The organism is Pseudarthrobacter sp. CC4 (genome assembly GCF_048957775.1).
In the GTDB taxonomy this organism is placed as follows: Bacteria; Actinomycetota; Actinomycetes; order Actinomycetales; family Micrococcaceae; genus Arthrobacter.
In genome coordinates this window covers 15,834-39,367 of the sequence record NZ_JARCCZ010000002.1, presented here as the reverse complement: position 1 = coordinate 39,367, position 23,534 = coordinate 15,834, and the positions used below count along the sequence as shown (strand labels likewise).

At 67.5% G+C, this 23,534-nt stretch carries 24 protein-coding genes; 8 read left to right on the top strand and 16 right to left on the bottom strand.

Features of this window, described 5'->3' with window-relative positions:
- Positions 1 to 115: 115 nt before the first annotated feature.
- A complete protein-coding gene (locus PV768_RS01430; protein WP_321215580.1) occupies positions 116 to 1,144 on the bottom strand; it encodes an ATP-dependent 6-phosphofructokinase in 1,029 nt (342 codons plus the stop codon).
- Positions 1,145 to 1,359: 215 nt separating this feature from the next.
- Between PV768_RS01430 and PV768_RS01425 the strand changes: the two genes are divergently transcribed.
- Positions 1,360 to 3,234, top strand: a complete 1,875-nt coding sequence (locus PV768_RS01425; RefSeq protein WP_321215581.1) for a GAF domain-containing protein — start codon at positions 1,360 to 1,362, stop codon at positions 3,232 to 3,234.
- Between the two features lie 126 nt (positions 3,235 to 3,360).
- Here PV768_RS01425 and PV768_RS01420 read toward each other — a convergent pair whose 3' ends face one another.
- From PV768_RS01420 to PV768_RS01405, 4 genes are read right to left on the bottom strand one after another with little or no spacing between them, the layout of a single operon-like run.
- Entirely contained in the window at positions 3,361 to 3,678 is a 318-nt protein-coding gene (locus PV768_RS01420) for a putative quinol monooxygenase (RefSeq protein ID WP_321215582.1), read from the bottom strand.
- A gap of 26 nt (positions 3,679 to 3,704) precedes the next feature.
- Positions 3,705 to 4,739: an NAD(P)-dependent alcohol dehydrogenase gene (locus PV768_RS01415; RefSeq protein ID WP_310114733.1), complete on the bottom strand. Its 1,035-nt coding sequence runs from the start codon at positions 4,737 to 4,739 to the stop codon at positions 3,705 to 3,707.
- On the bottom strand, positions 4,736 to 5,560 hold the full coding sequence (locus PV768_RS01410; protein ID WP_321215583.1) for an iron-sulfur cluster assembly protein: 825 nt from the start codon (positions 5,558 to 5,560) through the stop codon (positions 4,736 to 4,738). The genes PV768_RS01415 and PV768_RS01410 overlap by 4 nt, the downstream gene beginning before the upstream one ends.
- Entirely contained in the window at positions 5,557 to 6,603 is a 1,047-nt protein-coding gene (locus tag PV768_RS01405) for an amidohydrolase family protein (RefSeq protein WP_321215584.1), read from the bottom strand. The genes PV768_RS01410 and PV768_RS01405 overlap by 4 nt, the downstream gene beginning before the upstream one ends.
- 186 nt (positions 6,604 to 6,789) lie before the next feature.
- Between PV768_RS01405 and PV768_RS01400 the strand changes: the two genes are divergently transcribed.
- Positions 6,790 to 8,262, top strand: coding sequence for a helix-turn-helix domain-containing protein (locus PV768_RS01400; protein WP_421092046.1), 1,473 nt, complete (start codon positions 6,790 to 6,792; stop codon positions 8,260 to 8,262).
- 81 nt (positions 8,263 to 8,343) lie between these two features.
- Positions 8,344 to 8,823 (top strand): nucleoside deaminase, encoded by a 480-nt coding sequence (locus PV768_RS01395; protein ID WP_421092045.1) that lies wholly within the window; start codon positions 8,344 to 8,346, stop codon positions 8,821 to 8,823.
- Between the two features lie 120 nt (positions 8,824 to 8,943).
- Here PV768_RS01395 and PV768_RS01390 read toward each other — a convergent pair whose 3' ends face one another.
- Positions 8,944 to 9,585 carry a hypothetical protein gene (locus tag PV768_RS01390; protein WP_321215587.1) on the bottom strand — a complete coding sequence of 214 codons (642 nt, stop codon included), beginning with the start codon at positions 9,583 to 9,585 and terminating at the stop codon, positions 8,944 to 8,946.
- A 672-nt stretch (positions 9,586 to 10,257) separates the two neighbouring features.
- Here PV768_RS01390 and PV768_RS01385 point away from each other — a divergent pair.
- Positions 10,258 to 10,542, top strand: coding sequence for a hypothetical protein (locus PV768_RS01385; protein ID WP_421092044.1), 285 nt, complete (start codon positions 10,258 to 10,260; stop codon positions 10,540 to 10,542).
- 11 nt (positions 10,543 to 10,553) lie between these two features.
- Here PV768_RS01385 and PV768_RS01380 read toward each other — a convergent pair whose 3' ends face one another.
- Positions 10,554 to 10,919, bottom strand: a complete 366-nt coding sequence (locus PV768_RS01380; protein WP_421092043.1) for a hypothetical protein — start codon at positions 10,917 to 10,919, stop codon at positions 10,554 to 10,556.
- Between the two features lie 127 nt (positions 10,920 to 11,046).
- Here PV768_RS01380 and PV768_RS01375 point away from each other — a divergent pair, with 127 nt between their 5' ends.
- Entirely contained in the window at positions 11,047 to 11,424 is a 378-nt protein-coding gene (locus PV768_RS01375; RefSeq protein ID WP_421092042.1) for a VOC family protein, read from the top strand.
- Positions 11,425 to 11,470: 46 nt separating this feature from the next.
- Here the strand turns inward: PV768_RS01375 and PV768_RS01370 are convergent, their stop codons facing one another.
- Entirely contained in the window at positions 11,471 to 12,217 is a 747-nt protein-coding gene (locus PV768_RS01370; RefSeq protein WP_421092041.1) for a haloacid dehalogenase type II, read from the bottom strand.
- Between the two features lie 44 nt (positions 12,218 to 12,261).
- Here PV768_RS01370 and PV768_RS01365 point away from each other — a divergent pair, with 44 nt between their 5' ends.
- A complete protein-coding gene (locus tag PV768_RS01365; RefSeq protein ID WP_323056313.1) occupies positions 12,262 to 12,882 on the top strand; it encodes a flavin reductase family protein in 621 nt (206 codons plus the stop codon).
- A gap of 104 nt (positions 12,883 to 12,986) precedes the next feature.
- On the opposite strand, the gene PV768_RS01360 is transcribed toward PV768_RS01365, so the two are convergent.
- Positions 12,987 to 14,372 (bottom strand): SLC13 family permease, encoded by a 1,386-nt coding sequence (locus tag PV768_RS01360; RefSeq protein ID WP_323056312.1) that lies wholly within the window; start codon positions 14,370 to 14,372, stop codon positions 12,987 to 12,989.
- A 12-nt stretch (positions 14,373 to 14,384) separates the two neighbouring features.
- Positions 14,385 to 15,203: a maleate cis-trans isomerase family protein gene (locus PV768_RS01355; protein ID WP_421092040.1), complete on the bottom strand. Its 819-nt coding sequence runs from the start codon at positions 15,201 to 15,203 to the stop codon at positions 14,385 to 14,387.
- Between the two features lie 175 nt (positions 15,204 to 15,378).
- Here PV768_RS01355 and PV768_RS01350 point away from each other — a divergent pair, with 175 nt between their 5' ends.
- Positions 15,379 to 16,167 carry an IclR family transcriptional regulator gene (locus PV768_RS01350; RefSeq protein WP_421092039.1) on the top strand — a complete coding sequence of 263 codons (789 nt, stop codon included), beginning with the start codon at positions 15,379 to 15,381 and terminating at the stop codon, positions 16,165 to 16,167.
- Between the two features lie 62 nt (positions 16,168 to 16,229).
- Here PV768_RS01350 and PV768_RS01345 read toward each other — a convergent pair whose 3' ends face one another.
- From PV768_RS01345 to PV768_RS01320, 6 genes are all read right to left on the bottom strand, one after another.
- Entirely contained in the window at positions 16,230 to 17,018 is a 789-nt protein-coding gene (locus tag PV768_RS01345; RefSeq protein WP_421092038.1) for a DeoR/GlpR family DNA-binding transcription regulator, read from the bottom strand.
- A gap of 159 nt (positions 17,019 to 17,177) precedes the next feature.
- A complete protein-coding gene (pdxA, locus tag PV768_RS01340) occupies positions 17,178 to 18,182 on the bottom strand; it encodes a 4-hydroxythreonine-4-phosphate dehydrogenase PdxA (RefSeq protein WP_421092037.1) in 1,005 nt (334 codons plus the stop codon).
- The gene (locus PV768_RS01335) at positions 18,182 to 19,378 is read right to left on the bottom strand and encodes a four-carbon acid sugar kinase family protein (RefSeq protein WP_421092036.1); all 1,197 of its coding nucleotides are present in this window, start codon (positions 19,376 to 19,378) and stop codon (positions 18,182 to 18,184) included. The genes pdxA and PV768_RS01335 overlap by 1 nt, the downstream gene beginning before the upstream one ends.
- Complete coding sequence (locus PV768_RS01330; RefSeq protein WP_421092035.1) at positions 19,375 to 20,364, bottom strand: 2-keto-3-deoxygluconate permease; 990 nt, start codon at positions 20,362 to 20,364, stop codon at positions 19,375 to 19,377. The genes PV768_RS01335 and PV768_RS01330 overlap by 4 nt, the downstream gene beginning before the upstream one ends.
- 172 nt (positions 20,365 to 20,536) lie before the next feature.
- Entirely contained in the window at positions 20,537 to 21,073 is a 537-nt protein-coding gene (locus PV768_RS01325) for a GNAT family N-acetyltransferase (RefSeq protein ID WP_421092034.1), read from the bottom strand.
- Positions 21,070 to 21,936: a ribokinase gene (locus tag PV768_RS01320; RefSeq protein WP_421092033.1), complete on the bottom strand. Its 867-nt coding sequence runs from the start codon at positions 21,934 to 21,936 to the stop codon at positions 21,070 to 21,072. The genes PV768_RS01325 and PV768_RS01320 overlap by 4 nt, the downstream gene beginning before the upstream one ends.
- 149 nt (positions 21,937 to 22,085) lie before the next feature.
- Between PV768_RS01320 and PV768_RS01315 the strand changes: the two genes are divergently transcribed.
- The gene (locus tag PV768_RS01315; protein WP_421092032.1) at positions 22,086 to 23,528 is read left to right on the top strand and encodes an MFS transporter; all 1,443 of its coding nucleotides are present in this window, start codon (positions 22,086 to 22,088) and stop codon (positions 23,526 to 23,528) included.
- Positions 23,529 to 23,534: the final 6 nt, after the last annotated feature.

Here is a 23,534-nt window from a genome sequence, read left to right as displayed (position 1 = left end):
CCAGGGAGTGAAGTACGAAGCCGGAGCCGGCCACCCTTTTCGGGTAGCCGGCTCCGGCTTCTGTCCTGGCTCGCTTTTGTAGTCGCTCGTCGCAACGCCGGACGCACCGACTCGCTTAGCCGAACAGGTACGTCGCCTCGTCGTAGCGGTCCTGCGGCACCGTCTTGAGCTTGCCGATGGCTTCGGCCAGGCTCACCCGGACGATCTTGTCCCCCCGCGTGGCGACCATTTTGCCCCACGCCCTCTCGTGGATCGCGTCGACGGCGGCGAGGCCCAGCCGGGTGGCAAGGACCCGGTCCGTGGCGCTTGGGGCGCCGCCCCGCTGGATGTGGCCCAGCGTCGTCGAACGCGTCTCAATGCCGGTGCGGTCCTCGATCACCGGGGCGAGCCGCTCGCCGATCCCGCCGAGCCTGGGCCGATTAAAGCCGTCCAGGCCCCGGTCAGCGTGCGGTTCCGTCATGTCGGCGGACACGAACCCCTCGGCAACGACCACCAGGGGGGTGCGGCCGCGCCGGAACGGGCCTTCCACCCAGTCGCAGATTTCGTCCAGGGTGGCCGTCTGTTCGGGGATGAGGATCGCGTGCGCGCTGGTGGCCATACCGGCGTAGAGTGCGATCCAGCCGGCATGCCGGCCCATGACCTCCGCGATCATGCAGCGGTGATGGGACTGCCCGGTGGTCTTGAGCCGGTCGATTGCCTCTGTGGCGATTTCCACCGCCGTGTGGAAGCCGAAGGAGAAGTCTGTGGCGGAGAGGTCGTTGTCCACCGTCTTGGGCACACCGACGATGGGGATCCCCGCGTCGCTCAGGATCTTCGCCGCAGCCATGGTGCCCTCGCCGCCGATCACAATCAGCGCGTCCACGCCCACGGAGCGCAAATTCGCTTGGATCCGCTCGACGCCGCCACCCTCACCGAGCGGGCTGAAGCGCGACGTGCCAAGGATGGTGCCGCCCAGGTTCGCGATGCCGCGCACACTCATCCAGTCCAGGTTGATGGTGCTGCCCTCGACGAGGCCGCGCCAGCCGTCCGTGAAGCCAACAAACTCGTCGCCGTGGACGCGGATCCCGCGCAGCACGCACGAGCGGATAACCGTGTTAAGCCCCGGGCAGTCGCCGCCGCTGGTCAGGATTCCGATGCGGGCCATCAGTCTTACCTCCACCGTGAGAGCCGTCCCTGTTGTGTGGTTTCGTGTCTTCCACGAAACCACCTATCCGGGAGCGGCGGTATGAGGACTTCCCCGCCGTCGGGATGCGGGTTATCCCGCACGCAGACCGGCGTGGGAGGTGCCATTATGGTGGGACAGATCACCAGTGCACCGCCGGAGGACCTGCGACGCACGGTTCGTCAAGGAGGACGAGAATGACAGACACCGAGACGGAACCTGATACCGTGATCCGCAGCCTGCACGACGCCGAAGACACGCAGGGCAAGCTGGACACGGTCGTCGCCCTCGCCCGGGACCTCGCCGGCCGGTTTGAGCTGCAGCCGTTGCTGGCCCGGATCCTGGGCCACGCTACCTCCCTGCTGGGGTGCGCATCGGGGTCGATCGCCCTGGTCAACGAGGCCAGCGGCACCTACACCAAAAAAGTGGACATCGGCGTCGGATGCCAGGAGGGCCAGACCTTTTCCCTGAAGGAGGGCTTCACCGGCCAGGTAGTCAGCAGCCGGTCCACCGTCATCCTCGACGCATACAGCAGCGTTGAACGCGGGCATATCCCACCGACGGATCCGCGGTGGGACTGCGCCGTGATCGGTGTCCCGATCCAATGGGGCGAGCAGATCGTGGGCGCCTTCATTGTTTTCAGCCCGGAGCCGGGCCGGGTGTTCACTCCAGAGGAAGCCCGGCTGGCCGAACTCCTGGCCAACCATGCCGCAATTGCCTTGGCCAACTCGGAACTGCACTCCAAAGCCTCGGCCCGTGAACTCGAGGCTGCCGTGGCCGCCGAACGCGAACGTGCGGTCCGCGACGTGCACGAGACCGTTGGCCGGGCCCTTGCTGCCCTGCTGCTCAGCCTGGACGAGGCTGAGAAAGCCAGCAGGCTCGACGGGGCGGAACATGCCATCACTCCGCACCTCAGCAGAGCCCGGACCATTGCCCACGATGCCCTGGCCGAGACCCGCCGCACGGTCCTGGGCATGGGTCCGGCCGCGCTCGCCGGCCGGACCCTTGATGACGCCATTGCCGCGGAACTGGTATGGGTGGAGTCGATGACCGGCGCCGGAACCCAGCTGAAAGTGATCGGCGAGCCCCGCCCGCTGGCGCCCGAGATCGCGCACCAGGCATTCAAGATTGTCCAAGAGGCGCTGAACAATGTGGTGGTCCACGCGCGCGCCACGACGGTACGCGCCGGACTGATCTACGAGCGCGGCGCGCTCGCCATCGTCGTGGAGGACAACGGTCAAGGCTTCGACCTCGCCGCAGCCCACGGTGACCACACCACGCTTCCGTCCGGATGCCTGGGGTTGCACGGCATGACGTCCCGGGCCGTGCACCTGGGCGGCGACCTGCACATCGAATCCACTTCGGGATGGGGGACCAAGGTGCGGGCCACCCTTCCGGACCGTGCACCTGCGCCGGAGGCGTCCGGGCAGCCGCAGTGGAAGATCCTGATTGCCAATGACCATCCGATCATTAGCGCCGGCCTGGTCCGGCTGCTGGGCATCGCCGAGCCCGCTATCCAGGTCAGCGCTGAGGTGACCTCGGCCGAGCAGCTCTGCGACGCCTACGAATTGCTGCGCCCGGACGTGATTTTGATGGATCTGGACATGGTCCACCAGAACACCACCGGGCTTCTTGCCCGGATCCGCGAGTTCGACCCTGGTGTCGCGGTTGTTGTGCTCACGGACAACCCCACCGTGGAGCAGGTGCGCTCCGCCCGGCAAGCAGGTGTGCGCGGCTTCATCAACCGGCGTGCGAATGGAGAAACCATGGCCCGCATTATCGTGGCTGCAGGTCAGGGCGAAGCCTCGATGGAAGGCGAAATCTTCGACCACCTCATCAGCGGCTCCGCTGCCGACGCCGGGTCCGTTCAATTCACGACGCGCGAACGCGAGGTCCACGACATGGTCATCCGCGGCATGGCGGACAAGCAAGTTGCCCGGGAGCTGGAGATTTCCGTGAAGACGGTTGAGAAGCACGTGGGCTCCATCCTCCGCAAGACCGGGGCACGCAACCGGACCATGCTGGTGAGCATCAACGCACAGGAGGCGATTCCCCTGCAGCACTGGCGGTAGCCCTCCGGCCGCCGTCGGGACGGAAGGCGTCCTGAAAACGACGGTGGTCCGGATGGCAGCACCGTTGACATCTGGACCACCGTTGGGACACGCCGGTACGCGAGGAAGTCTGGCGTGGCCCAGGGCTTACTTGACGGCGAGCTCCCCGAGTTCGGACCAGCCGTCCACCTTGACGTTCACGATGTCCGGAGTCCGGGCCAGGTACGCCGGCAGCTCGGCCGTGGCCTTCTTGAAATGATCCGACTTCACGTGTTCACCGCCGGCCTCGTCGTCGCGGAACGCCTCGATCAGGACGTAGGTGTTGGGGTCGGCAAGGGAGCGCGCCCATTCGAAGAACAGGCAGCCCTCCTCGGCGCTGGTTTTGTCAGTGAACTCCCGTGAGATCTCCGGCCACGCGTCGGCGTGCTCCGGCTTGACCGGGAATTTCGCGGTAATGAAAATCATTGGTTCTCCTTCGATGGATGGGAGGATCAGGGCACCAGGATGGCTCGGCCACGGACCTTGCCGGCATCCAGGTCGCTGATGGCCTGCTGGAAGTCGTCCAGCTTGTACTTTTGGGTGTGCAGCGTGACAGCCCCCCGGGCGGCCAGCGCCATCAGGTCCTGCAGGTCATTGTAGGACCCCACGAGGTTGCCGATGATGTTGATTTCCGAGGAGATGATGTCGATGGTGGGCACGCTGATGTTCTCGCCGTAGCCCACCACGAAGTAGTCGCCGGCGCGGCGCAGCATGGCAATGCCTTCGGACGTGGCCCCGCCCTCGCCCACAAAGTCGATCAGCACCTCCGCGCCATGGCCGCCAGTCAGGGCCAGCACCCGCTCCACCTGGCTGCCGTCCGCCACCACGCCTTCGTCCGCGCCGATGGACTTGGCCAGCTCCAGCGCTGCGGGGTTGCGGTCCACAACGATGATCCGGCTGGGCGTGAGGGCCTTCAGCACCTGGATGCCGATGTGCCCTAGGCCTCCGGCACCGATCACCACGCAGGTGTCCCGCGGCTTCAGCCTCTTCGCTGCCTTGGCGGCGGCGTGATAGGCGGTCAGCCCGGCGTCGGCAAGGGCCGCCACGTCCGCAGGCTCCAGCGAATCATCGATCTTCACCACCGAGCGGGCTGAGGTGAGGAGATACTCGGCGTACCCGCCGTGGGTGTCAATGCCGGGGAACCTGCTGTTCTCACAGTGCACATCGTCGCCGGAACGGCACGCGCGGCACAGGCCGCAGGTGATCAGCGGGTGCAGGATCACCTTGTCGCCTTCCTTGACGTTGGTCACGGCGCTGCCCACGGCGTGCACCCAGCCCGCGTTCTCATGGCCGATCGTGTACGGCAGCTCCACCTGGGACTTCTCGGCCCACTGGCCCTCCAGGATGTGCAGGTCCGTCCGGCATACGCCGGCCCCTCCGATTTTGACCACAACGTCCCACGCCCCGGCCACTTCCGGGATGGGCGCCTCGGTCATCTTCAGGCCTTCGTGGTAGCCGACCACCTGGACGGCTCGCATGGTGTTCATGGGTGGGTCTCCTTGACTGTGAACGAAAGCAGGTGGTGATGGTCGGCGGGCTCGGCCCCTTCGGGCCGGTCCGTCTGGTCGGCGCCCGAGCCGGCGTATCGGGTGCGCAGCAGGCCCCGGCAGAAGTGCGCGTTCCCGTCGATGGAAATGCGCGTGGAACGCGCCCGCCGCAGCGCCAGCGGCACATGCTCGGCGGGATAGGGGCGGCCGTCATGGTCAACAAGTACGACGGCGGCAGGTTCCGCGGGCAGGCCAAGCGCCGTCCGCCGTCGTACTAATGCGTCCTTGGTCCGGCCCGCCGGCAGGTCACCCAGCCGCACCGTCCCCACGTTCGCTTCGGACAGCGCGGGATCGGCGCGCAGCTGTTCGGTCAGGCAGCGTTCCATGGCGGCGGTGTGCGCCTTCCGGCGGAACATCAGCCGCAGCTCGTCCAGGCTGTCCTCAGCCTCGTGGCCAAAGGTGCCCCGGTAGCCGGCGTCCGCCGCGAGGCCGGCATTGATCAGGGCGGAGTCGTGGTGGTCATCGAGTTCCACCACCACCTTTCCCACCCAGGGGAGTGCCGAGACCACGTCCTTGCTGTCCGACGCCATGAGGTAGGCGAAGTTCGGGGAGCAGAACGAGGTGGGCAGCCGCAGGTGCACGGCCACCACGGCGCCGTCCGCCGCGCCGGCCACGTCAATGGACCGCACGAAGCCCAGATCGGTGATCGGCTCATCGAGTTCGGGATCCAGCACGCTGCCCAGTGCCTGCCGGACGTCCTGCGCCGCACGGTCCAGCGCCGTCACGCCCCGGACGGTGCGCTCAGTCAGTGCCGCCGTCATGCCGCGCCCGCCAGGTCCGCCCGCTCCGGCTGGCGCGGGCCCGTGGCCGTTTCCCCGGCGTCCGGCAGCTGAAGTTCTGCCGGCACCGGGATGTTGTACATCTTCGCGGCGTTCAGGCCGAGGATCTTCTTCTTCTGGTCGGTGGTGATCGGAGCGTACTCGGTCATGTCCTCCGGGATCTGGAAGTCCACGAAGCGCTCCACCAGCCAGCGCGGGGTCCACAGGGCGTAGTCGCTGGAGAAGAAGAGCCGGTCCTCGCCGATCCAGTAAATGAGTTCTCCGATGATCTGCGCGAAGTAGCGGGGCCGGGTGTGCATGAACGGCATGGCGACGGCGAGGCCGCCGTAGACGTTGGGTTCCTGGGTGGCGATCCAGCAGAAATCCTCCAGCCGCGGCAGGCCCACATGCTCCACAATAAAGTTCAGGTCAGTGAAGTCCGAGGCCACGTGGTCCACATCCGATACATCGAACGAGTCCCGGTCCAGCGGCCGGATGGTGGGGCCCTTGTGGACGTGGATGTTCTTGATGCCGAGCTTCCGGCACTCCTCGAAGTAGCGGTAGGCCCACGGATCGGAGAGCTTGTAGCCGCGGGAATCCCCGTGCCATTCCGCGGTGTAGAGCTTGACCCCCGTGAACTTCATCTTTTCGTGGTCCGCGCGGAGCCGGTCCAGGCCGCGTTCGCCGTCGCGCGGGTCAAAGCAGTGGTTGTAGGTGAGCTTGTCCGGGTGCGCGGCGGCCAGGCCGTACGCCTCCTGCGTCTGGCCGAAACCGTTCTTGTAGAACTCGCCCAGGTACGCAGGCTGGAAGATGGCGTGGTCCACGTAGCCGTCCTCGAACAGGTCCTTCATCAAACGCTCGCCGCCCTGGTACAGGTATTCCTCGTAAGTCCACAGCTCCTCATCGGGGGAGAGGTTGCGGTGGTAGTCGTAGAAGCAATCGATGAACTGCTTGCCGTGAACGTTGCGCTGGTTCTCCGGCCGGGCGTCCCACAGGGCGATGTGGGCGTCAACGATGAAGTAGTTCTCGCCGTCCTTGCTGTACATGTTCTTCTCCTCCCCGCGACTGCCATAGTCGCGACACCAACGAGGCTAGGGCGGTTCCGTGCCCGTCAACATGTGACCGGTGTCTCAATTTGAGACACGAGGGTCTCGCCGTCCCGGCCCCGGCCACGTACTCTCGAATGACGCAGGACAAGGAGGACGGCAATGGTGCCGAATAGGAACGTGCCAGTGCCGCGGCCAGACCGCGGCGTCCCGGGCGCTGAACTTGCGGTTGCCTCGCGGCGCCTTCTCGCGTCGTGGCAGCGGAGCGAGGAATACGGCGTTTCAGCCGAGGAGGTGGACCCGGTCTGGGCCGGGTCGGTGGACGCCGACTCACTGTTCTACCAGTGCGGGCAGGAGGTGCTGACCGGCCTGCACCAGACCCTGGCCAACGAGCCGCTGAGCCTGATGCTTACGGACGCCGACGGGTTGGTGCTCAACCGGTTCAGCGGAGACACGTCGCTGCTGCGGGCGCTGGACAAGGTGCACCTGGCCCCGGGCTTCGCATTCTCGGAGCGGGAGGCGGGAACCACCGGCTTGGGCCTGGCCCTGGCCGACCGCACACCGAGCCTGGTCCGCGCCGAGGAACACTACAGCGCCAGCCTGCGCACCTACACCTGCGCTGCCGTCCCGGTCCTTGATCCTCTCAGCGGCCACCTTGAGGGCAGCGTCAACATCACCACCTGGTCCAAGTCCTCCCCGGAGCTGCTGCTCGCACTGGCCCAGTCCGCCGCGAGCACCATGTCCGCTTTGATGCATGCCAAATCCGGGGGCCGGCAGCCGAAACCCTGCCCGAGGGGCGGGGTGTTCCGGGTGCAGCGGGGACGGCTGGAACCCGGGTCCGGCACGCTGCGGGCCATGTCCCTGCCGTGGACCGAGGCCTTGGACAGCGCGGCAGCGGCGCTGGTTTCCGGCAAGGTGGCGGCCGCCGTCGGAGAACCGGGGACCGGCCGCTCCACCCTCCTGGGCCAGGCCATCCGCCAGGCGCACCCCGGTAGCCGCATCCTCTGCGCTGCGGTCCCGGCACCCCTGGATGTTGAAGCCTGGCTGTCGCTCTGGACGCCGGAGCTGTCCAAGCCCCACACCGCGGTGATCGTGGAAAACATCGACCTCCTCCCGGCCTGGGCCGCGCAGGAGCTCAGCGCCCGTGCGGTCAGCTCGCGTGTCCGGGGATCCGCAGACCATCCGTCCGCCGTCAGCTGGGCCGTGACCGCGGAGGAGCTCACCGCCATCCCGGCGCCCCTGGCTGCGCTGGTGGAGACAGTGGTGCCGGTCCCGGCCCTGCGGGACCGCGGACCCGACGTGATGCCCCTGGCCCGATACGCCGCACGCCAGGCCCGAATGCGGGAGGTGGATTTCACGCCTGCCGCCGAACGTGCGCTGACCGCGTATGGGTGGCCGGGCAACATCGACGAACTCTTCGGGATGGTCCAGGACGCGGCCCTGCGCACGGAAACCATCGATGTCCGGCACCTGCCAGCTGCGCTGCTGGGCCGCTCCGGTCCCCGGCTGACGCGGATCGAGGCTGTTGAGCGGGACGAGATTGCCAGGTGCCTCTCCCGGCCCGGGATAACGGTTGCCGCTGCCGCGGCGGAACTGGGGATCAGCCGCGCCACGATCTACCGGCGCATGGCCCGGCTGGGAATCACCGTGCCGAAGTAGGCCTGCAGGCAGCCGGACGCAGGGACCGAGGCCGCCGGCAGGATCGCACCGCGTGGCGGCCAGGGGTGCAACAATGGCGCCATGACCCACGAGCAGCATCAGTCCGCCGCGCCGGAACCGGACAGCGCCGGCCTTCCCGCCTTCGAAGCCGCCTACCAGGCCGCCCAAAAGGGCCTGGCCGAGGGCGGCATCCCCATCGGGGCGGCGCTCGCCCGGGACGGCGTGGTGATTGCCAGCGGGCACAACGAACGCGTCCAAAAGGCGGATCCGATCGCGCACGGGGAAATGTCCGCGCTCCGCGCCGCCGGCCGGCAGCGGAGCTACCGGGACACCACGCTCTACACCACCCTCGCCCCGTGTGCCATGTGCGCCGGGACCATCATCCAGTTCAAGATCCCCCGCGTGGTGGTGGGGGAGGCACGCACGTTCGACGGCGAGCTGGAGCTCCTGCGGTCACGCGGGGTGGAGGTGGTGGTCCTGGATGATCAGCGCTGCGTGGACATGATGCGAGCCTTCCAGGCCAAGAACCCCGGCCTGTGGGCCGAGGACATCGCCGAGTAGGGGTGCTTGAACGCCCCGCCGGTGCGTTGCAGTCAAGAATTGTCGTTTCGGGTGCTCGACAGGTCTGCCTCCTGGTGGACCTTGGTCCTAGGAGGCAGACCTGCCTGACGGGTCGGGTGCTTACCTTTCGCAGCCCACGCCGTCACGGTCGTTGTCGAGTCCATAGATGTCGGACCCTACAACGGTGACGGGTCCCCTCACGTACGCCGGGCCGTTACCGCTCCCTCCGGCGCAATCGACGTCGGACGCAATCGGAACACACGCGCCTGCATAGTTTGGATCGCATCCGGTAGGGGCTGCGGGGACGGCGGGCTGCACAGGCGCCTGGGCTTTTGCGGCCGCCGCGGCGGCCGCTGCTGCAGCCGCGGCTTGCTGCTGGCGGGCCGCTTCTGCGGCAGCAGCTTCCTGTCGGGCCTGCTCCGCGGCGGCCTGCTCCGCTGCTGCCTTTGCTGCGGCTTCTTCTTGTGCTGCCTTTTCTGCCGCCGCCTTCTCGGCGGCGGCGTTGGCGGCCGCTGCCGCCCGCGCGTCCGTTACCCGCTTCGATTCCGACTGCTCCATCCACAGCAGATTCCCGGCGTCGGTCTTCGTGCAGATGAAGACTTTGGGCGCGTACTTTTCGGTCGCGTTTTCGGTGATGCAGGCGGATGACGCCGGCGCTGTTGGAGTAGGTGTTGGCGTTGCAGTGGAGGACGCGGTCTCGCTTGTCAGGGCAGCCTTGGACGACGCAGCCGACTGACCGCATGCCGTCGTGGATATCACCACGGCTGCAACTACAGCCGCACCAGCCACTCGACGTCGGGAAATCAACGGACGCGGCGACGTCCGGACCACATGGTCAGCTTCATTGGTGATCGGCTTTCGCACTCCATTGCGTCCGATGCGTATATTCATTTGTGCCCCCCGTAATTCTAATAATTGCGAAACATTCGTCATTCTTATGGTGCGGGACCTGATCATCGCCACGAACCGGCTTAGCTGCGAGCAGCGGAGTCCGAATGAAATTGCTGAGGCAATATGCCGTTGGTCAGCATGGGACATGCGCCAGCTGAGCGTGGGAAAAGCAGGGCCATGGAAGCAATCCTTGTCCTGCTGCCTCAACGCCTGCGCAATTTCTTCCCAGCTTTGGCGCAAGAACACGGACCACTGACTGAAGGCCGCTCCGTTGATGCCCTGCCCCTAGTGGGCACCCGCAGCTCCTCATACCGCGCAGTTCGGGGGGCCAGGGCACCGGCGGCGGGAGTCGGCGTCGAGCATCTTCGCTCCGCGCGCCGCGGCAGTGGTGCTGCCCAGAGTCCCATCCGGCCGCACCGGTGACCTTCGCCCCTTCCCTGCCCTGACCGCGGCCGGGGAGGCTAGTGGCAGGAGAGGACGCAGGGAGGTGGCTGGCATGAGCAGCTGGGACTTGGGAATAGCCGGACTGGCCTGCTGGCGGCCATGGGGCTGGCCTTTGGCCTGGTGGCGCAGCTGATCGTGGGCTGGCACGTGGCCCGCTGGCTCTGGCTCTATTCAGCCCTGGCCTATTTCGTGGCGGGGATCCTGGTCAGCGAAGTCTGGTTCGGCTGGGCCACCGAGGAGGAGCTGCAGCCCAACATAGACGGGCTGTCCTTTGACGAAGTGCAGCTGGTGACCCTCGCCGGCCTCATTGCAGCCGTCACTGCACGGCTCGTCCTCCGGCGCAGAGGCCGCGCCGGAGGGTCCGCCGGGAAACCGGCTGGCTGAAAACCGGACCCCTAGCTGCGGGAGTCCAGGGCGTCGAACTGCTCCTGCCACAGGGACAGCTCGCGGGCCTTGTAGAGCCTGTGCGACGGGCTCCATTTTGGCCAGATCCCGGAGGCGGGCTGCGCTTGTGCCGGCGGCCGGTCCTGGACGCGGGGGACCTTCGGCGGGGAGGGTGCGCGCGCCACCATCCGTGTGCTGCCCACGGCTGGCCTGGCCAGCGCTTTTGGCCGGGTTCCGGGCCCGGCGAGCAGGGGCTTCAGGTCCATCGCCCAGAGAATCAGCTTGCAGCCGGTCCAGATGATGCCGCACAGGACCATCGCGGCGAACAGGACGGCAATCCACAACAGCAGCCCGATCGCGGAGAAAATTACCACCATGGTCCATTTTACGGACGTGGCCGCCGTTAAGGGGAGGGCCAAATCACCTGCCTAAGAGAGGACGCCAGCCTCCACGAGTTGGAGCGTGAACACCCGCAGCGGCCGGGACCTCCGTACACTGGGGGTCATGGTCTCCCGTATCAGCGAACTGGTCCTCAACTGCGCCAATCCGGAACTCCTGGCAGGGTTCTGGAACGATGTCCTCGGCTATGTCGAGCTCGGCCGGGAGGACGGTGCCATCGAGATCGGCCCGCCGGACACCGGGTTCGGCGGCCTGCAGCCCACCATCATCCTGAGCCCGAGCAACAATCCGCGGACCGGTCGCCTCCCCCTGCACATCGACGTCAACCCCGTGGACCGGGACCAGGACGCCGAGCTGGAACGCCTGCTTGCCCTCGGGGCCCGCCCGGCCGAGGTCGGGCAGACAGGCGACGAGCCATGGCACGTCCTGGCCGACCCTGAGGGCAACGAGTTCTGCCTCCTGCGCAAGCGGCTTGATGCCTGATCCGGCCCGGAGCTGGACCGGCAACCCTTCAGCAGTTTGAGCCGGTTCAGGCTCCGAGCCGGTCCGCCAGCTCCGGAATGCTCGACGCCGAGAGGTCCCAGTCGCTCTCCGGCGTCAGATCAGCAACCTGGCCGGGGCCGTATTCGGTGGGGCGGGCGATGAACGCAGTGGCCAAACCGGCCTCCCGGGCAGCACGCAGGTCGTTGTTGTGGGCGGCCACGAGCATCACGGCACCCGGTCTGAGGTCCAGGAACTCCGCAGTCCGAAGGTAGGCCGCGGGCAGCGGCTTGTAGGTGCGCGTAATGTCCGAGCCGATGATCACGTCCCATGGAAGGCCGGCGTTTCTGGCCATGTCCAGTAGCAGCGAGGTGTTGCCATTGGAGAGGGGACCCACGATGTAGCTGCGGCGGACGGCGGCCAGGCCTTCCACACTGTCCGGCCATGGGGGCAGACGGTGCCAGGACGTGTTCAACTCCTCTAGGGTTCCTGCGTCCAGCCGGTCCGGATCGAAGCCGTGATGGCGGAGCACCTGGTCCAGGTTTTCGCGGTGGAGTGTGTCCAGGGTGGCGAATTCGCGGGATCCGGTGCGGATCGCCTCCATTGCCGGCTGGTAGAGGGCGCGCCAGTCATCGGCGAACGCCTCGGCGTCGAGATCCTGTCCATGTGCCGCGGCGAACTCGGCCGCTTGCCGGGCGACGCCGGTGCGCCAGTCCACCACCGTGCCGAAGGTGTCGAAGAGGACGGCGCGCACCCCGCACCCGGTTGACGGTGAACGGTATGGCTGGAACGTCATATCCTCTCTCCTTCCCAAGCTTCCCTGACCGCTAGTCTGGCAGTATGCGCACTGATTTCGATCCCGCAACCATGTCCGCCGGTGATTTCTACCGGCTGCTCACCGCGGTGGTGGTGCCCCGGCCCATCGCCTGGGTATCGAGCGTCTCGCCGGAGGGCGTTGACAACCTGGCCCCGCACTCGTTCTTCACCGTGGCGTCCACGAATCCGCCCATCGTGCAGTTCACCTCGGTGGGGGAGAAGGATTCGCTCCGCAACATCACCGAGTCCAAAGAATTCGTGGTGAACCTCGCCCCGGCAGCGCTGCTGGAGGAGGTCAACGCCACCGGCACCAATTTTCCGCCCGATGTCAGTGAGTTTGACGCCGCCGGCCTCACCCGGGAGCCGAGCCTCACCGTGGCTGCGCCGCGGGTCAAGGAATCGCTGGCGGTGCTCGAATGCCGCCTCCATTCCGTCCTGCCGATGGGGGACTCCACGCTGGTTTTCGGCGAAGTGACGCACGCAGCGGTGAGTGACGAGGTGCTGGAGGGAAGCCACCCTCGGATTGACCTGCTGGAGCCGCTGTCCCGGCTGGGGCTGGACGAGTGGGGCACGCAGAGCGCCGTCCAGGAACTCAAACGGATCCGGCTCAAGGACTGGCCGGGGCCTTTCCGCCCGAAGGACTGAGACCGGCGGAAGCCAGGCCGCGTCAAACGAAGCGAGGCCGCGTAAAGAAGGGGAAGGGATGCCCTGCCACGCAGGACATCCCTTCCCTTTCAGATGGACGGTGATCAGCCGAGGCCCAACTGGACGAACACGAACCACACGAGGAGCGGCACTACGCCGATCATTGCGATGGCCCAGAGCAGCAGCGCCCGGAAGAACATCCGCTCGTCCTTGGGCTGGGCGCTCGCCATCAGCAGGGCGCCGCTGGTGGACATCGGGCTCACGTCGACCACCGAGGAGCTGATGGCAATGGCCGTCACTACCCCGATGGGCGTCAGCAATGGATCCATGGCGATGGGTGCGACCACCGGGCTAATGACGCCGAGGGTGCCGGTGGTGGAGGCGAAGGCCGAGACGATGGCCACCACATAGCTGGTGATCAGGGCGGCAAGGGAGCTGTTGCCCAGGCCGGCGATGCCTTCCTGCAGTTCCTTCAGCGCACCCATCTTTTCGAGCATGCCCACGTACGTGACAATGCCGGTCACCAGGATGATCGCAGACCACGGCATGCTCTCCACTGCCGGCTTCTGCACGTTCGAGTCCAGGACGATCAGCACTGCGGCTATGACCAGCGAAGCGACGCCGACGTCGATGCCCAGGACAGTGGTGAGCACCAGCAGCGAGGCGATCCCCACCAAAGTAAGGATCCGCATGGGGGTTGCGGCCACCTTCTCGGGGCGGGTCTTGGTTCCGGCGGCCACCACGGTCTGCGCCGGGGCGGTGAGAACAGCCGTTCCGGACCCGGAGGGAGCTGAAGCGCTGCTGACAGCGGGAGCGGCAGCGCCGCCGTCGTGCTTTGCACCGCCGGTCTCACCGGCCTGGAGGCGCGCCTCCGCCTTGGCCATGCGGCGCTTCATGATGGCCTGGACCAGGACGTAGGCGATGGCGGCCAGGATGGCATTGAAGACGAAGCAGTAGGCGTAGAGCTTGAAGGAACCGTCTGAGGCTCCGGCGCCGTCCAGCATCTTGTTGGCCAGCACGCCGAAGGGGTTGACCGGGGAGAAGGCGCCGGCATTGGCGCCCTGGACGATGACCAGTCCCATGGCCAGGGTGCTGATGCCGAACCGCATGCCCAGCGCCAGGCCCACCGGGGCCACGATGGCGATGGCGGCAGGGGTGAACGCGCCGGCTGAAGCCAGGGCGGCCGTCAGCAGGAACATCAGGATGGGGACCAGGATCTTCCGGTCGCCGGCGAGCCGTTCAGCCCAGTAGGCCAGCAGGTCGATGGTGCCGTTGATCCGAACAATGGCGAAGAGCAGGGTGGCGCCTACCAGGATGAAGAAGAGCCCGGCGGGGAACTGGCCGATGACGTCCTTGATGGACATGCCTGCAAGGAGGGTGCCGACGCCGAACGCGGCAACGGTGGCCAGCAGGCCGGCATTGATCTTGGTGAAGGAACCGATGGCGAAGGCCGCCACCAGGACCAGGAACGCGATGATTGAAAGAGACATGGTGCCGGCCGCCTAGGAGTTCGCCGGGGTGAGGACGCCGGCGCCGGACAGCAGGCTGCCGGCTCCGGTGATGGCGGGCCGGTGGCCGAGAGCCTTGAGGATCTCGTACGTGGTGGCCGTGGCCGCCGTGATGACCGGCAGTCCGAGCTCGTCCTCCACGGCCTGGACCGCAGCCAGCGACGGCATCTGGACACAGGCGGAGAGTACGACGGCGTCCGCGCCTTCGCGCTGCAGGCTGCGGGCAAGCGCGGGCAGGTTCTGCGGGTCAAGGCAGCCGACCTCAAGGTTGTCCGCCACCTCGAGGCTGATGGCGTCCAGCACCGTGATGCCGGAGCCTTCGATGTAGTCCACCACCATCTTGGTGAGCGGCTTCATGTAGGGGGTAATCATGGCCACCTTGCCGGCACCGATTTCCTGCAGGGTGCGCACCAGGGCGCCGGCGCTGCTGGTGACCGGGGCTGGGTGCCCGTTGCCGGCGGCGGCTTCTGCGATGACTTTCTCCGAGCCCTCGTGGGCTTCGGGGCCCTGGGCCATGACGGCAACGAGGCAGGCGTAGGCGATGACGTCCACGTCCGCGTCGGAGACTGCTTCGGCGCAGCCGGCTGCCTTGCCCACCATGGCCAGCAGCTCTTCCCGGGTGACCTTCTTCATGCCGGCGCGGGCCGAGTGGAACGTGTACTCGTGGCCGGTCGCTTCGGCCTGGCGCCGGAACAGTTCAGGCAGTTCGGTCTCCATGGTGGTGTTGGAGCTGGGGACGATCAGTCCCACCCGGCTGGTCCCGGGGCGCTTGGGCTCGGGAGCGGTTTCGCAGGTGATGTCGGGGGTGCTCATGGTTTCTCCACGTCGTTGTGATGGGGATCTTGCGTGCAACCCATAGAGTGGGTTCTGATCCCATGATGTGGGTTGCTCGCGTCTAATGTCAAACGGGTCACATCCCAGGTCCTGCTTCCTGCTCACTAAGCTGGAGGCTGTTCGAGGAAAAGTACTGAAGGGAAATTTGAAGACAGTGGCAACGGAAGCGGGTGCCGGGGCTTCACCCCTGCTGGTCCTGCACAAGGTGGCGGAGATCCTGGATTGTTTTTCGGTGCAGGAGCCGGAGCCCACGCTGCAGCAGATCATCCGGAAGACCGGATTGCCGTCCAGCACCTGCCAGCGCCTGGTGCAGAACATGCTGCGGGAGGGCTTCCTGGACCGCGAGGGCGACCGTTACCGGATCGGCATCGGGCTGGTCCGCTGGGCTACCCCCGGGACGTTCGGGCTGGACGTGGTCCGGCTGGTGAAGCCGGTCCTGCAGCAGCTGCGCGATGAGACCGGCGAAACGGCGTGCCTGTACGTCCGCGACGGCGCGTTCCGGACAATCGTTGCCGTGGCCGAGACCCGGCACGTGGTGATGCGCCCGTTCATGGTGGGCATGGTGATGCCGCTGCATGCCGGAGCTCCGGGGAAGATTTTCCTGGCGTTCGACCCCGAAGCCTGGGGCGCCCTGGACGAGCATGGCCTGGACCGCTTTACCCCCGACACGCCGGCTTCCCTGGAGCTGCTGCGGCAGCAGGCAGCGGTGGCGAAGGAGCAGGGGTTCTATGCGGCGTTCGGGGAACGGAACGAGGACGTGGGCTCCATCAGCGCGCCCGTCTTCGACCACGCCGGGCGGCTCGCCTGCGCCATCGGCCTGGGATTCCCGACCCAGCGGATCGGGCCTGCCGACGTCGAGCGGCTGGGGCCGGTGGTTGCCCGGGCGGGAATGGAAGCCAGCCGTGCGCTGGGGTATGACAGCAGCCAGGCCGCCCCGCAGTAATCGGTTCCACCCAACTAAGTAGCGCTAAGTGTCGTTATGACCCCTGATAACGACACTTAGCGCTACTTAGTTGGGCCGTCGACCCGGACCTCAGCCACCTCAACCTGCACCCCTGCCTCCCGGAACTTCTGCACCTGCCCGGGGTCGGCGCCGTCGTCCGTCACCAGCGTCCACGGCAGCGCAAGCCGCGCCCACGCATGGAACGGCCGCAGCCCGAGCTTTGAAGAGTCCGCCAGGACGTAGACTTCGCGGCCGCGCCTGGCCATGAGCTCCTTGAGCCGGGTCTGGGCGTGGTCGGCTTCGCAGATGCCGTCCTCGGCGGTGACGGCGTCGGCGCCCAGGAACACCCGGTCAAAGCTCATCCGCTCCAGCGACGCCTCGGCCAGGGGCCCCACAAAACTTTGCGAAACGCTGCGGAGCCGGCCGCCCAGGCAGTCCACCTCGATGCCCTCGGACTCGGCCAGCTCCTGCAGGGTGTTGATGCCCGGAGTGGTCACGGACAGCTTCTCGAACCCGCGCAGCTCGTGGGCCAGGGCACCCACGGTGGAGCCGGCGTCGAGCAGGATGTTCTCACCGGGCCGGATCACGGCCGCCGCCCACCGGGCGATCGCGTGCTTCTGCTCGAACGCCTCGCCGGTGCGCTGCCGCAGCGACGCCTCCGGGTGCGCGCCCAGGGCCATGGCCCCGCCGTAGGTGCGGGCCAGCCGGCCCTGCCCGTTCAGCAGCGCCAGGTCCCGGCGGATGGTGGAGGCCGTCACCTCGAAGCGGGCGGAGAGTTCCTCCACGGACGCCAGGCCGGTGGTCAGGGCAAGGTGGTAGATCTCCTCGCGCCGCGCGTTTGCGCTCAGCATTCCCGGTCTCCTTCCCGTGGCAGTGGTACCCATGCTAGTTCCGGCCCGTGGGTTCAACAGTCCCAGCCATTGGACGGGCCCAGGGGTTTGGCTGTCTCAAGCACCGAAACGGCCGGTCAGCAATTCTACGCTGACCGGCCGATTGTCTCTCGCGGGTTCTTAGAGAGCTTCCTCGCGAGCCGGCGCAAGGTCCACTGCCTGCCGCAATGCTTCAAGCAGGGACTCGTGGTCCGCGATGTTCTTGCCCGCGATGTCGAAGGCCGTGCCGTGGTCAACGGACGTGCGCACCACGGGCAGGCCCACGGTGATGTTCACGCCGTTCTCCAGGCCAAGGACCTTTACCGGGCCGTGGCCCTGGTCGTGGTACTGGGCCACCACCAGGTCGAAGTCGCCGCGGCCGGCCAGGAAGAACAGGGTGTCGGCCGGGAGCGGGCCGAAGGCGTCGATTCCTTCCGCCTGCGCCTTCTCGATGCCCGGCTGGATCTTCTCCGCCTCTTCGCCGTAGCCGAACAGGCCGTTTTCGCCGGCATGCGGGTTGATGGCGCACACCGCGATCCGCGGGTTTTCGATGCCGGAGGCCTGCAGCAGTTCGTAGCCGCGCTTGATGGTCCGGTAGACCAGGTCGCCGTTGATCTTGGCAATCGCATCGATCAGGCCGATGTGCGTGGTGACGTGGATGACGCGCATCTTGGGGGCGGTCAGCATCATGGAAACTTCCTCGGTGCCGGTCAGTTCGGCGAGGAGCTCGGTGTGGCCGGGGTACTTGTGGCCGGCGGCGTGGAGGGCTGCTTTGTTCAGCGGCCCGGTGCAGATGGCATCCACCTGGCGGTCCATGGCCAGGGCGACGGCCTTTTCGATGAAGAGGAACGAACCGTGGCCGGCTGCGGCGGAGAGCTCACCCCATGCGAGGTCCTCCGGAATGCAGTCGATGTCGAGCACGTCGATAGTGCCTTCGGCGAACAACGCCTCCGACGGGTCGGAGACCTTGCGCAGTGTCAGCGGGCTGGCGACGATGTCCGCGGCGAGCTGCAGCCGGCGGAGGTCGCCGATGACCAGCATGCGGGCCTTTGACCGGAGTTCCGCGTCGGCCAGGGCCTTGACGATGATCTCCGGACCAATGCCGGCCGCATCGCCCATGGTGATGGCGACAATCGGGCGTCCCATTATTTGATACTCATTTCAGTTGTAGTGCCGGTGAGAAATTGGATGGTTCGGGCCAGCGTACCGGCGTCTCCGAACGCGCCGGCCTTGGTGACCAGCAGGGGGAGGGGCTCGGGCAGCAGGCTCATCACGACGCCGGGCTCGATCTCCCCGAGGACGGTGAAGCTTCCCGTGCCGAGGGCCTTCAGAACCGCCGTGGCCGTTTCGCCGCCCGTCATGACGAGGGCATCGCAGTGCCCGATGCCCCCTGCCGTGGCGCGGGCCAGGGCCTCCGCCACCACAAGCGCCTGCGCCTTGTCCACCGTCCCCATCGGGTCCGGCGTCAGCACCACGTCGTTCCGGGTCATTGCCTCTGCGACGAGCCGTGCAACCGCTGGCCCCTCCAGGGCGGTGTGGTCCAGCGTGATGTGCTCGGCGCCTGCGGCCACCAGTGCCTCGGTTTGCTGCCGGGCAAGGCTGGAGTAGCTGCCGATCACCGTCAGGGTCCTGCTGACGTGCCGCAGCTGCGCATTCCGCGCAGTTCCTTCGTCGCGTGAAGCGATGTGCGCGGCCAGCCCGCCGGAGCCCACCAGGAGCGCGGGGAAGTCCAGCAGGTCCGCGGCGGCCGCGATGGCTTGCAGGTCCTGGTCCGAGGAGGCGTCCAGTACGACGGCGTCAATCCCGCGTTCCTGCACGCCGCGCAGGTGCGCCGCCAGTTCCTCCGGCGTGCGTCCGACTTCCCCGGCCAGCACCTCTACGGTGAGGCCGCCCGCGGCAAGTGCGCCGCCGACGTCGCCGCCGAAGCGGCCTTCGATGTTCTGCCTGCCACCCACGTGGACAATGCCGCGCAGCGTTGTCCTGCCCGTGGCCGGGAAGGCGGGAGCCACAATGGCGAGGCCCCTGCCGCGGCCCTGGGTAGCCGTTGCCAGTGCTGCCGCGACCTCCGCGCCCACATTGCCCCGAAGCAGCGAGTCGATCTTCTTGAAGACCCGCCGGTCCTGCTCCAAGGCACGCCCGGCGGCGGAGGTGACGGCCGCGGCCGCCTCCTCCGCCGCCAGGTAGCGGCTCTCTGTGTTGATCGAAAGGATCTCCGCCTCCGGCCAGGTGCTGCCGACGTCGAGCATTACCGAGCTGGTGTGCGTGGGACCGTAGGCCGCGGCAGCATCTGCCGCGCCCGTCAGGTCGTCGGCGATGATTGCCCAGCTCGTGGTGGTGTTCATACTGCGTGTGCAACCTCAGGTGCTGCTGCGGCTTCCTTGGCTTTAAGGCGCTTGGCGTACCAGGCAACGATGAGGGGGCAGCCGATGGCGGTCACGACGACGGAAGCGGCAACCAGGACGGTGGCGGGTCCGGCGGCGGGAAGGTAGGCAGGGTTGGCCGCAGCCACCAGCATGGGGACAGTTGCGGCGTTGCCTGCGGTGGTGGCAGCGGCGAGACCGGCAAGGCCGGTGCCTCCGCTCAGCTTGTCGGCGAAGAAGAGCACAGCGCCGCCGGCGATCAGCACGAACAAGCCAAGCGCGATGCCCAGCAGGCCGGCACTGAGTACCTTTTCGAGGTTCAGGCCGAAGCCAAGGGCCAGGGCGAAGAACGGAATAAGAACGGGGGCTGCGGAGGACAGGAACTTCCGCATGGCCGGGTCAAGGGTGCCCAGCAGGACGCCAAGGAGCAGGGGGATGATGGCGCCCACCAGGGCCTGCCACGGGAAGGCGGACAGGCCTGCGACGCCCAGCGTCAGCATGGTCAGGAAGGGACCGGATTCGAGCGTCATGACGGAGTAGGCGGCAACGTCCTTCGGCTTGCCGTACTGGCCCATGAGCGCCATGTACAGGCCGCCGTTGGTGTCATTGAGGGCTGCCAGGATGGCGAGGACGGACAAGCCTGCAAGCAGCCCGCCCTCAATGGGAAGTTCGCTCATGAACCTGCCGGCAATGACGCCGATGATGACCGCGAACAGGACCTTGGCGCCGAAAAGGACACCGCCCTTTTTCAGGATGTACGGGGTGGCCTTGATGTCGATGCTTGCACCCATGCAGACATAGAACACGGCCAGGATGGTGGTGCCGCCGGTGAAGAGGGCCCCCGTGAACGAACCGAAAAACTTGGCGGAGTCCGGCGCGAAGGTGGCCAGGACGGCGCCGATGAGAAGGGGGATCAGCATCATGCCGCCAGGAACTTTTTCCATGGTGGCCTTGATCGGGACATGCATGTTGCAACCTCATTGTTGTCGGGGGGAGAGGGGGATCGAGAGCCACCCGGCTTCGACCATGATAAGGATCATAGAGTTAGATGCGTGTTTAGCGCAACTGTTTATGCGCGAAACGCGCAAGTGAATCCCGACGGGTCTCAGGAACCATTGCCCACCGCGGTCCCGACCTCAGTTAACGGGAGGGCTGGATCTCCCGAAGAGGGACCGTGGCCTCCCCGAGCTGAAGCGTGAACACCCACAGCAGCACGTCCTCGCCCGGCACGTACCAGTCCCGCTCGGGCGCCCGCCGGAAGCCCAGCGACTCGTAGAGAGCGTGCGCGCGTTCCATAAACGTGGCGCTCGTGATGCTGATCGCCCCGATGCCGGGCAACTGCCGGGCGTGCTCCACGATCCCGCGGACCACGGCGCGGCCCACGCCGCCGCCCTGGCACGCCGGGTCCACCGCCAGCATCCGGAACTCCAACTCCCCGTCGGCGGCGATTTCGCTGTACGGCTGGCCGGCGAACGTCAGCGTCACCGCCGCCACCACCCGGCCCGCAGCCTCCGCCATCCAAACCTGCGCATGCTGGGCGCGGTGCTCCACATCCTCCAGCACACCCATGTACGGGTGGTCGGCGGCGAAATGCCCGGCCCGGAGGTAGGCATCGCGCGTGATCCGCCGGACCTCCGGAAAGTCCGACGGCGCCGCCCGCCGGAGTGCGACGCTCACCGCGTGCCGCCGGTTGCGGCAGTCCGCTCCACGTAGTGGCCCAGCCGTGCCAAATCCGGCTGGGACGACGGATCGCCCACGGCGTCGCCGCCCACCGCGTTCGCCACCGCCAGCGCCCGCGCATGGTCCAGCCCCTGGCGCAGCGCCAGGACCAGGGCGGCGCAGAACGCATCGCCTGCACCCACGGTGTTCGCCACCGTGACCGCAACGGAAGGAGCCTCGGCCACCTTCCGGCCGTGCTGGAACATCGCCGAGCCGTCCCCGCCGTAGGTCACCGCCACCAGCTTGGCAGAGGCGAGGGCGGGGATCAGGGTGTATTCGCTCTCGTTGACGATCACAAGGTCGCAGCGCTCCAGAAGTTCCGCCGGCAGGTCCATGGCCGGAGCGGCGTTCAGCACAAAATACCCGGGCGTCTTCCGGGCGGCCTCCAGCACCACCGGCAGGCCCACCTCCAGCTGGCACAGCACCGTCTCCTCCGGGCCGAACTCCACCCCGTCCAGCGACAGGTGCGAGTTGGCGCCCGGGCACACCACGATCTGGTTCTCGCCGTCGCGGTCCACCACAATCAGTGCCGTCCCCGTGGCCCCCGGAAGGACCGACACGTCCGCGGTGTCGACGCCGGCACCCGCCAGGGCGTCCAGCATCCGCTGCCCCTGGGCGTCACTGCCCACGGCGCCCACCATGCGCGCGCTGCCGCCTAGCCGCGCCGCTGCCGCGGCCTGGTTGGCGCCCTTGCCGCCGGGCTGCTCGGAGAGCACGGCGCCGCCGATGGTCTCGCCCGCGGTGGGAAGCCGTTCGGCGGTGGCGATCAGGTCCAGGTTGATGCTGCCGACCACGGTGACGGCAGGTCGTGTTGTGTTCATGGGAAAACTCTCTCAGAGGGAGGGCCGGAAGCGGCGGGGGGTTTCGAAAAAGTGTAGCGCATGGTTGTACTTGTGAGTCATACATGGTTGTATAACAACTCGAATCGCCATGAAAGACGATCCCTTCTGCTCGAACAAAGGAGTTTGATGTGAACACCCCAACCCCCGCGGCAGCCGCGCCTCCCGCCCAAGTCGGCGCCGCCGTCGTACCTCCCGCGGACCCGCCGAAAGCCGCCGGCCGCCGCGCCGCCCTGCTGATCTCCACCCTGCTGCTGGGCGTGCTGTCCTTCCAGCTCAACGCCAGCATGGTCACCCCGGCGCTGCCGCAGATCGCCGCCGAGTTCGGCCAGGGCGCGGACAGCGCCGCCCCCGTCCAGTCCATGTTCTTCCTGGCCGGCGCCATCGCCGGGCCCGTCATCGGCCGCTGGAGCGACTTCATCGGCCGCCGCGCCGCCCTGCTCCTGGTACTGGGGATCATGGGCGCCGGCACCGTCCTTTGCATCACCGCCCCCACGCTGCCGCTGCTGGTCACCGGCCGGTTCCTGCAGGGCGTCTCCAGCGCGGTCTTCGCCCTCGCCTACATCGTGCTCAGCGAAAACCTGCATGCGAAACTCTTCGGCACCTCCGTGGGCATCATCGCCGCCATCAATGGGGGAGTGGGAGGCGTGGACGGCTACGTGGGCGGGCTCATGGCCGAGACCCTCGGCTTCCGGTCCATTTTCGTCGTCGTCCTGGTCCTCACCGCCGTCGCCGCCGGCTGCATCATCCGGATTGTCCCGGCCGGCCGGCCGCAGGGCGTGCGCGGCGCCATGGACTGGTGGGGCGCCGGGTCCCTCTCGCTGTTCCTGGTGTTCACCACCTACTTCGTCTCCGGCGGATCCGCCGCGGGCTGGACCGCGCCGGGCACGCTGGCCCTGCTGGCAGGCACCGTGGCGTCCTTCGCCGCCTTCTGGATGATCGAGAAGCGCCGCAGCCACCCGCTGATCGCCGTCCACCACCTGCGCTCCCGCCAGGTGTGGCCGGTCATCGCCACCACCGTCCTCACCCTGGCCGGCATCTTCGCCATCATCAACTTCACCGTGGTGCTGCTGAGCCAGGATCCCGACGGCGGCTTCGGGCTCAGTGCCTCCATTTCGGCTTTGCTGTTCCTCACCCCGGCCGCGCTGATCGGCGTGTTCGCCGCGCCGCTGGCCGGCTGGCTGGCCGACCGCCGCGGCTGGATCCGGACCCTCCGGTTTGGCACGGGGCTGAGCCTCGCCTGCGCCGTCGCTGCCGCCGCGTTTTCGGACAGCCAGGTGGCTGTGCTGGTCGCCGTCGCGGCCCTGGGCATCTTCTACAACGGCTTCTTCCTCACCGCCATCAACGGGCTCTCGGTGCTGCTCTCACCCAAGGAGGCCCCGGCTGCGCTGCCCGGCATCAACGGCGCCTCGTTCGGCATCGGGGCGAGCCTCGGCGTCGTCCTCGTGGCGCCGTTCGCCGCCCAGGCCACGGCCGCCGGGTACGCCACTGCCCTCTGGATCTCGGTGGGCATCACCGCCGCCGCGTTCATCACCAGCCTCTTCGTCGCCGCCCCCAAGGGCGAGACCGTCTGACCCCTT

What these genes read in the sequence shown, in the direction of transcription:
- PV768_RS01330 (WP_421092035.1), bottom strand. Translation starts at nt 20,364, where the DNA reads ATGCATGTCCCGATCAAGGCCACCATGGAAAAAGTTCCTGGCGGCATG.
- PV768_RS01320 (WP_421092033.1), bottom strand. Translation starts at nt 21,936, where the DNA reads ATGAACACAACACGACCTGCCGTCACCGTGGTCGGCAGCATCAACCTG.
- PV768_RS01345 (WP_421092038.1), bottom strand. Translation starts at nt 17,018, where the DNA reads ATGCTGAGCGCAAACGCGCGGCGCGAGGAGATCTACCACCTTGCCCTG.
- PV768_RS01355 (WP_421092040.1), bottom strand. Translation starts at nt 15,203, where the DNA reads ATGAGCACCCCCGACATCACCTGCGAAACCGCTCCCGAGCCCAAGCGC.
- PV768_RS01370 (WP_421092041.1), bottom strand. Translation starts at nt 12,217, where the DNA reads ATGACGTTCCAGCCATACCGTTCACCGTCAACCGGGTGCGGGGTGCGC.
- PV768_RS01415 (WP_310114733.1), bottom strand. Translation starts at nt 4,739, where the DNA reads ATGAACACCATGCGAGCCGTCCAGGTGGTCGGCTACCACGAAGGCCTG.
- PV768_RS01405 (WP_321215584.1), bottom strand. Translation starts at nt 6,603, where the DNA reads ATGTACAGCAAGGACGGCGAGAACTACTTCATCGTTGACGCCCACATC.
- PV768_RS01410 (WP_321215583.1), bottom strand. Translation starts at nt 5,560, where the DNA reads ATGACGGCGGCACTGACTGAGCGCACCGTCCGGGGCGTGACGGCGCTG.
- PV768_RS01395 (WP_421092045.1), top strand. Translation starts at nt 8,344, where the DNA reads ATGACCCACGAGCAGCATCAGTCCGCCGCGCCGGAACCGGACAGCGCC.
- pdxA (WP_421092037.1), bottom strand. Translation starts at nt 18,182, where the DNA reads ATGGGACGCCCGATTGTCGCCATCACCATGGGCGATGCGGCCGGCATT.
- PV768_RS01420 (WP_321215582.1), bottom strand. Translation starts at nt 3,678, where the DNA reads ATGATTTTCATTACCGCGAAATTCCCGGTCAAGCCGGAGCACGCCGAC.
- PV768_RS01335 (WP_421092036.1), bottom strand. Translation starts at nt 19,378, where the DNA reads ATGAACACCACCACGAGCTGGGCAATCATCGCCGACGACCTGACGGGC.
- PV768_RS01360 (WP_323056312.1), bottom strand. Translation starts at nt 14,372, where the DNA reads ATGTCTCTTTCAATCATCGCGTTCCTGGTCCTGGTGGCGGCCTTCGCC.
- PV768_RS01375 (WP_421092042.1), top strand. Translation starts at nt 11,047, where the DNA reads ATGGTCTCCCGTATCAGCGAACTGGTCCTCAACTGCGCCAATCCGGAA.
- PV768_RS01380 (WP_421092043.1), bottom strand. Translation starts at nt 10,919, where the DNA reads ATGGTGGTAATTTTCTCCGCGATCGGGCTGCTGTTGTGGATTGCCGTC.
- PV768_RS01430 (WP_321215580.1), bottom strand. Translation starts at nt 1,144, where the DNA reads ATGGCCCGCATCGGAATCCTGACCAGCGGCGGCGACTGCCCGGGGCTT.
- PV768_RS01365 (WP_323056313.1), top strand. Translation starts at nt 12,262, where the DNA reads ATGCGCACTGATTTCGATCCCGCAACCATGTCCGCCGGTGATTTCTAC.
- PV768_RS01385 (WP_421092044.1), top strand. Translation starts at nt 10,258, where the DNA reads ATGGGGCTGGCCTTTGGCCTGGTGGCGCAGCTGATCGTGGGCTGGCAC.
- PV768_RS01425 (WP_321215581.1), top strand. Translation starts at nt 1,360, where the DNA reads ATGACAGACACCGAGACGGAACCTGATACCGTGATCCGCAGCCTGCAC.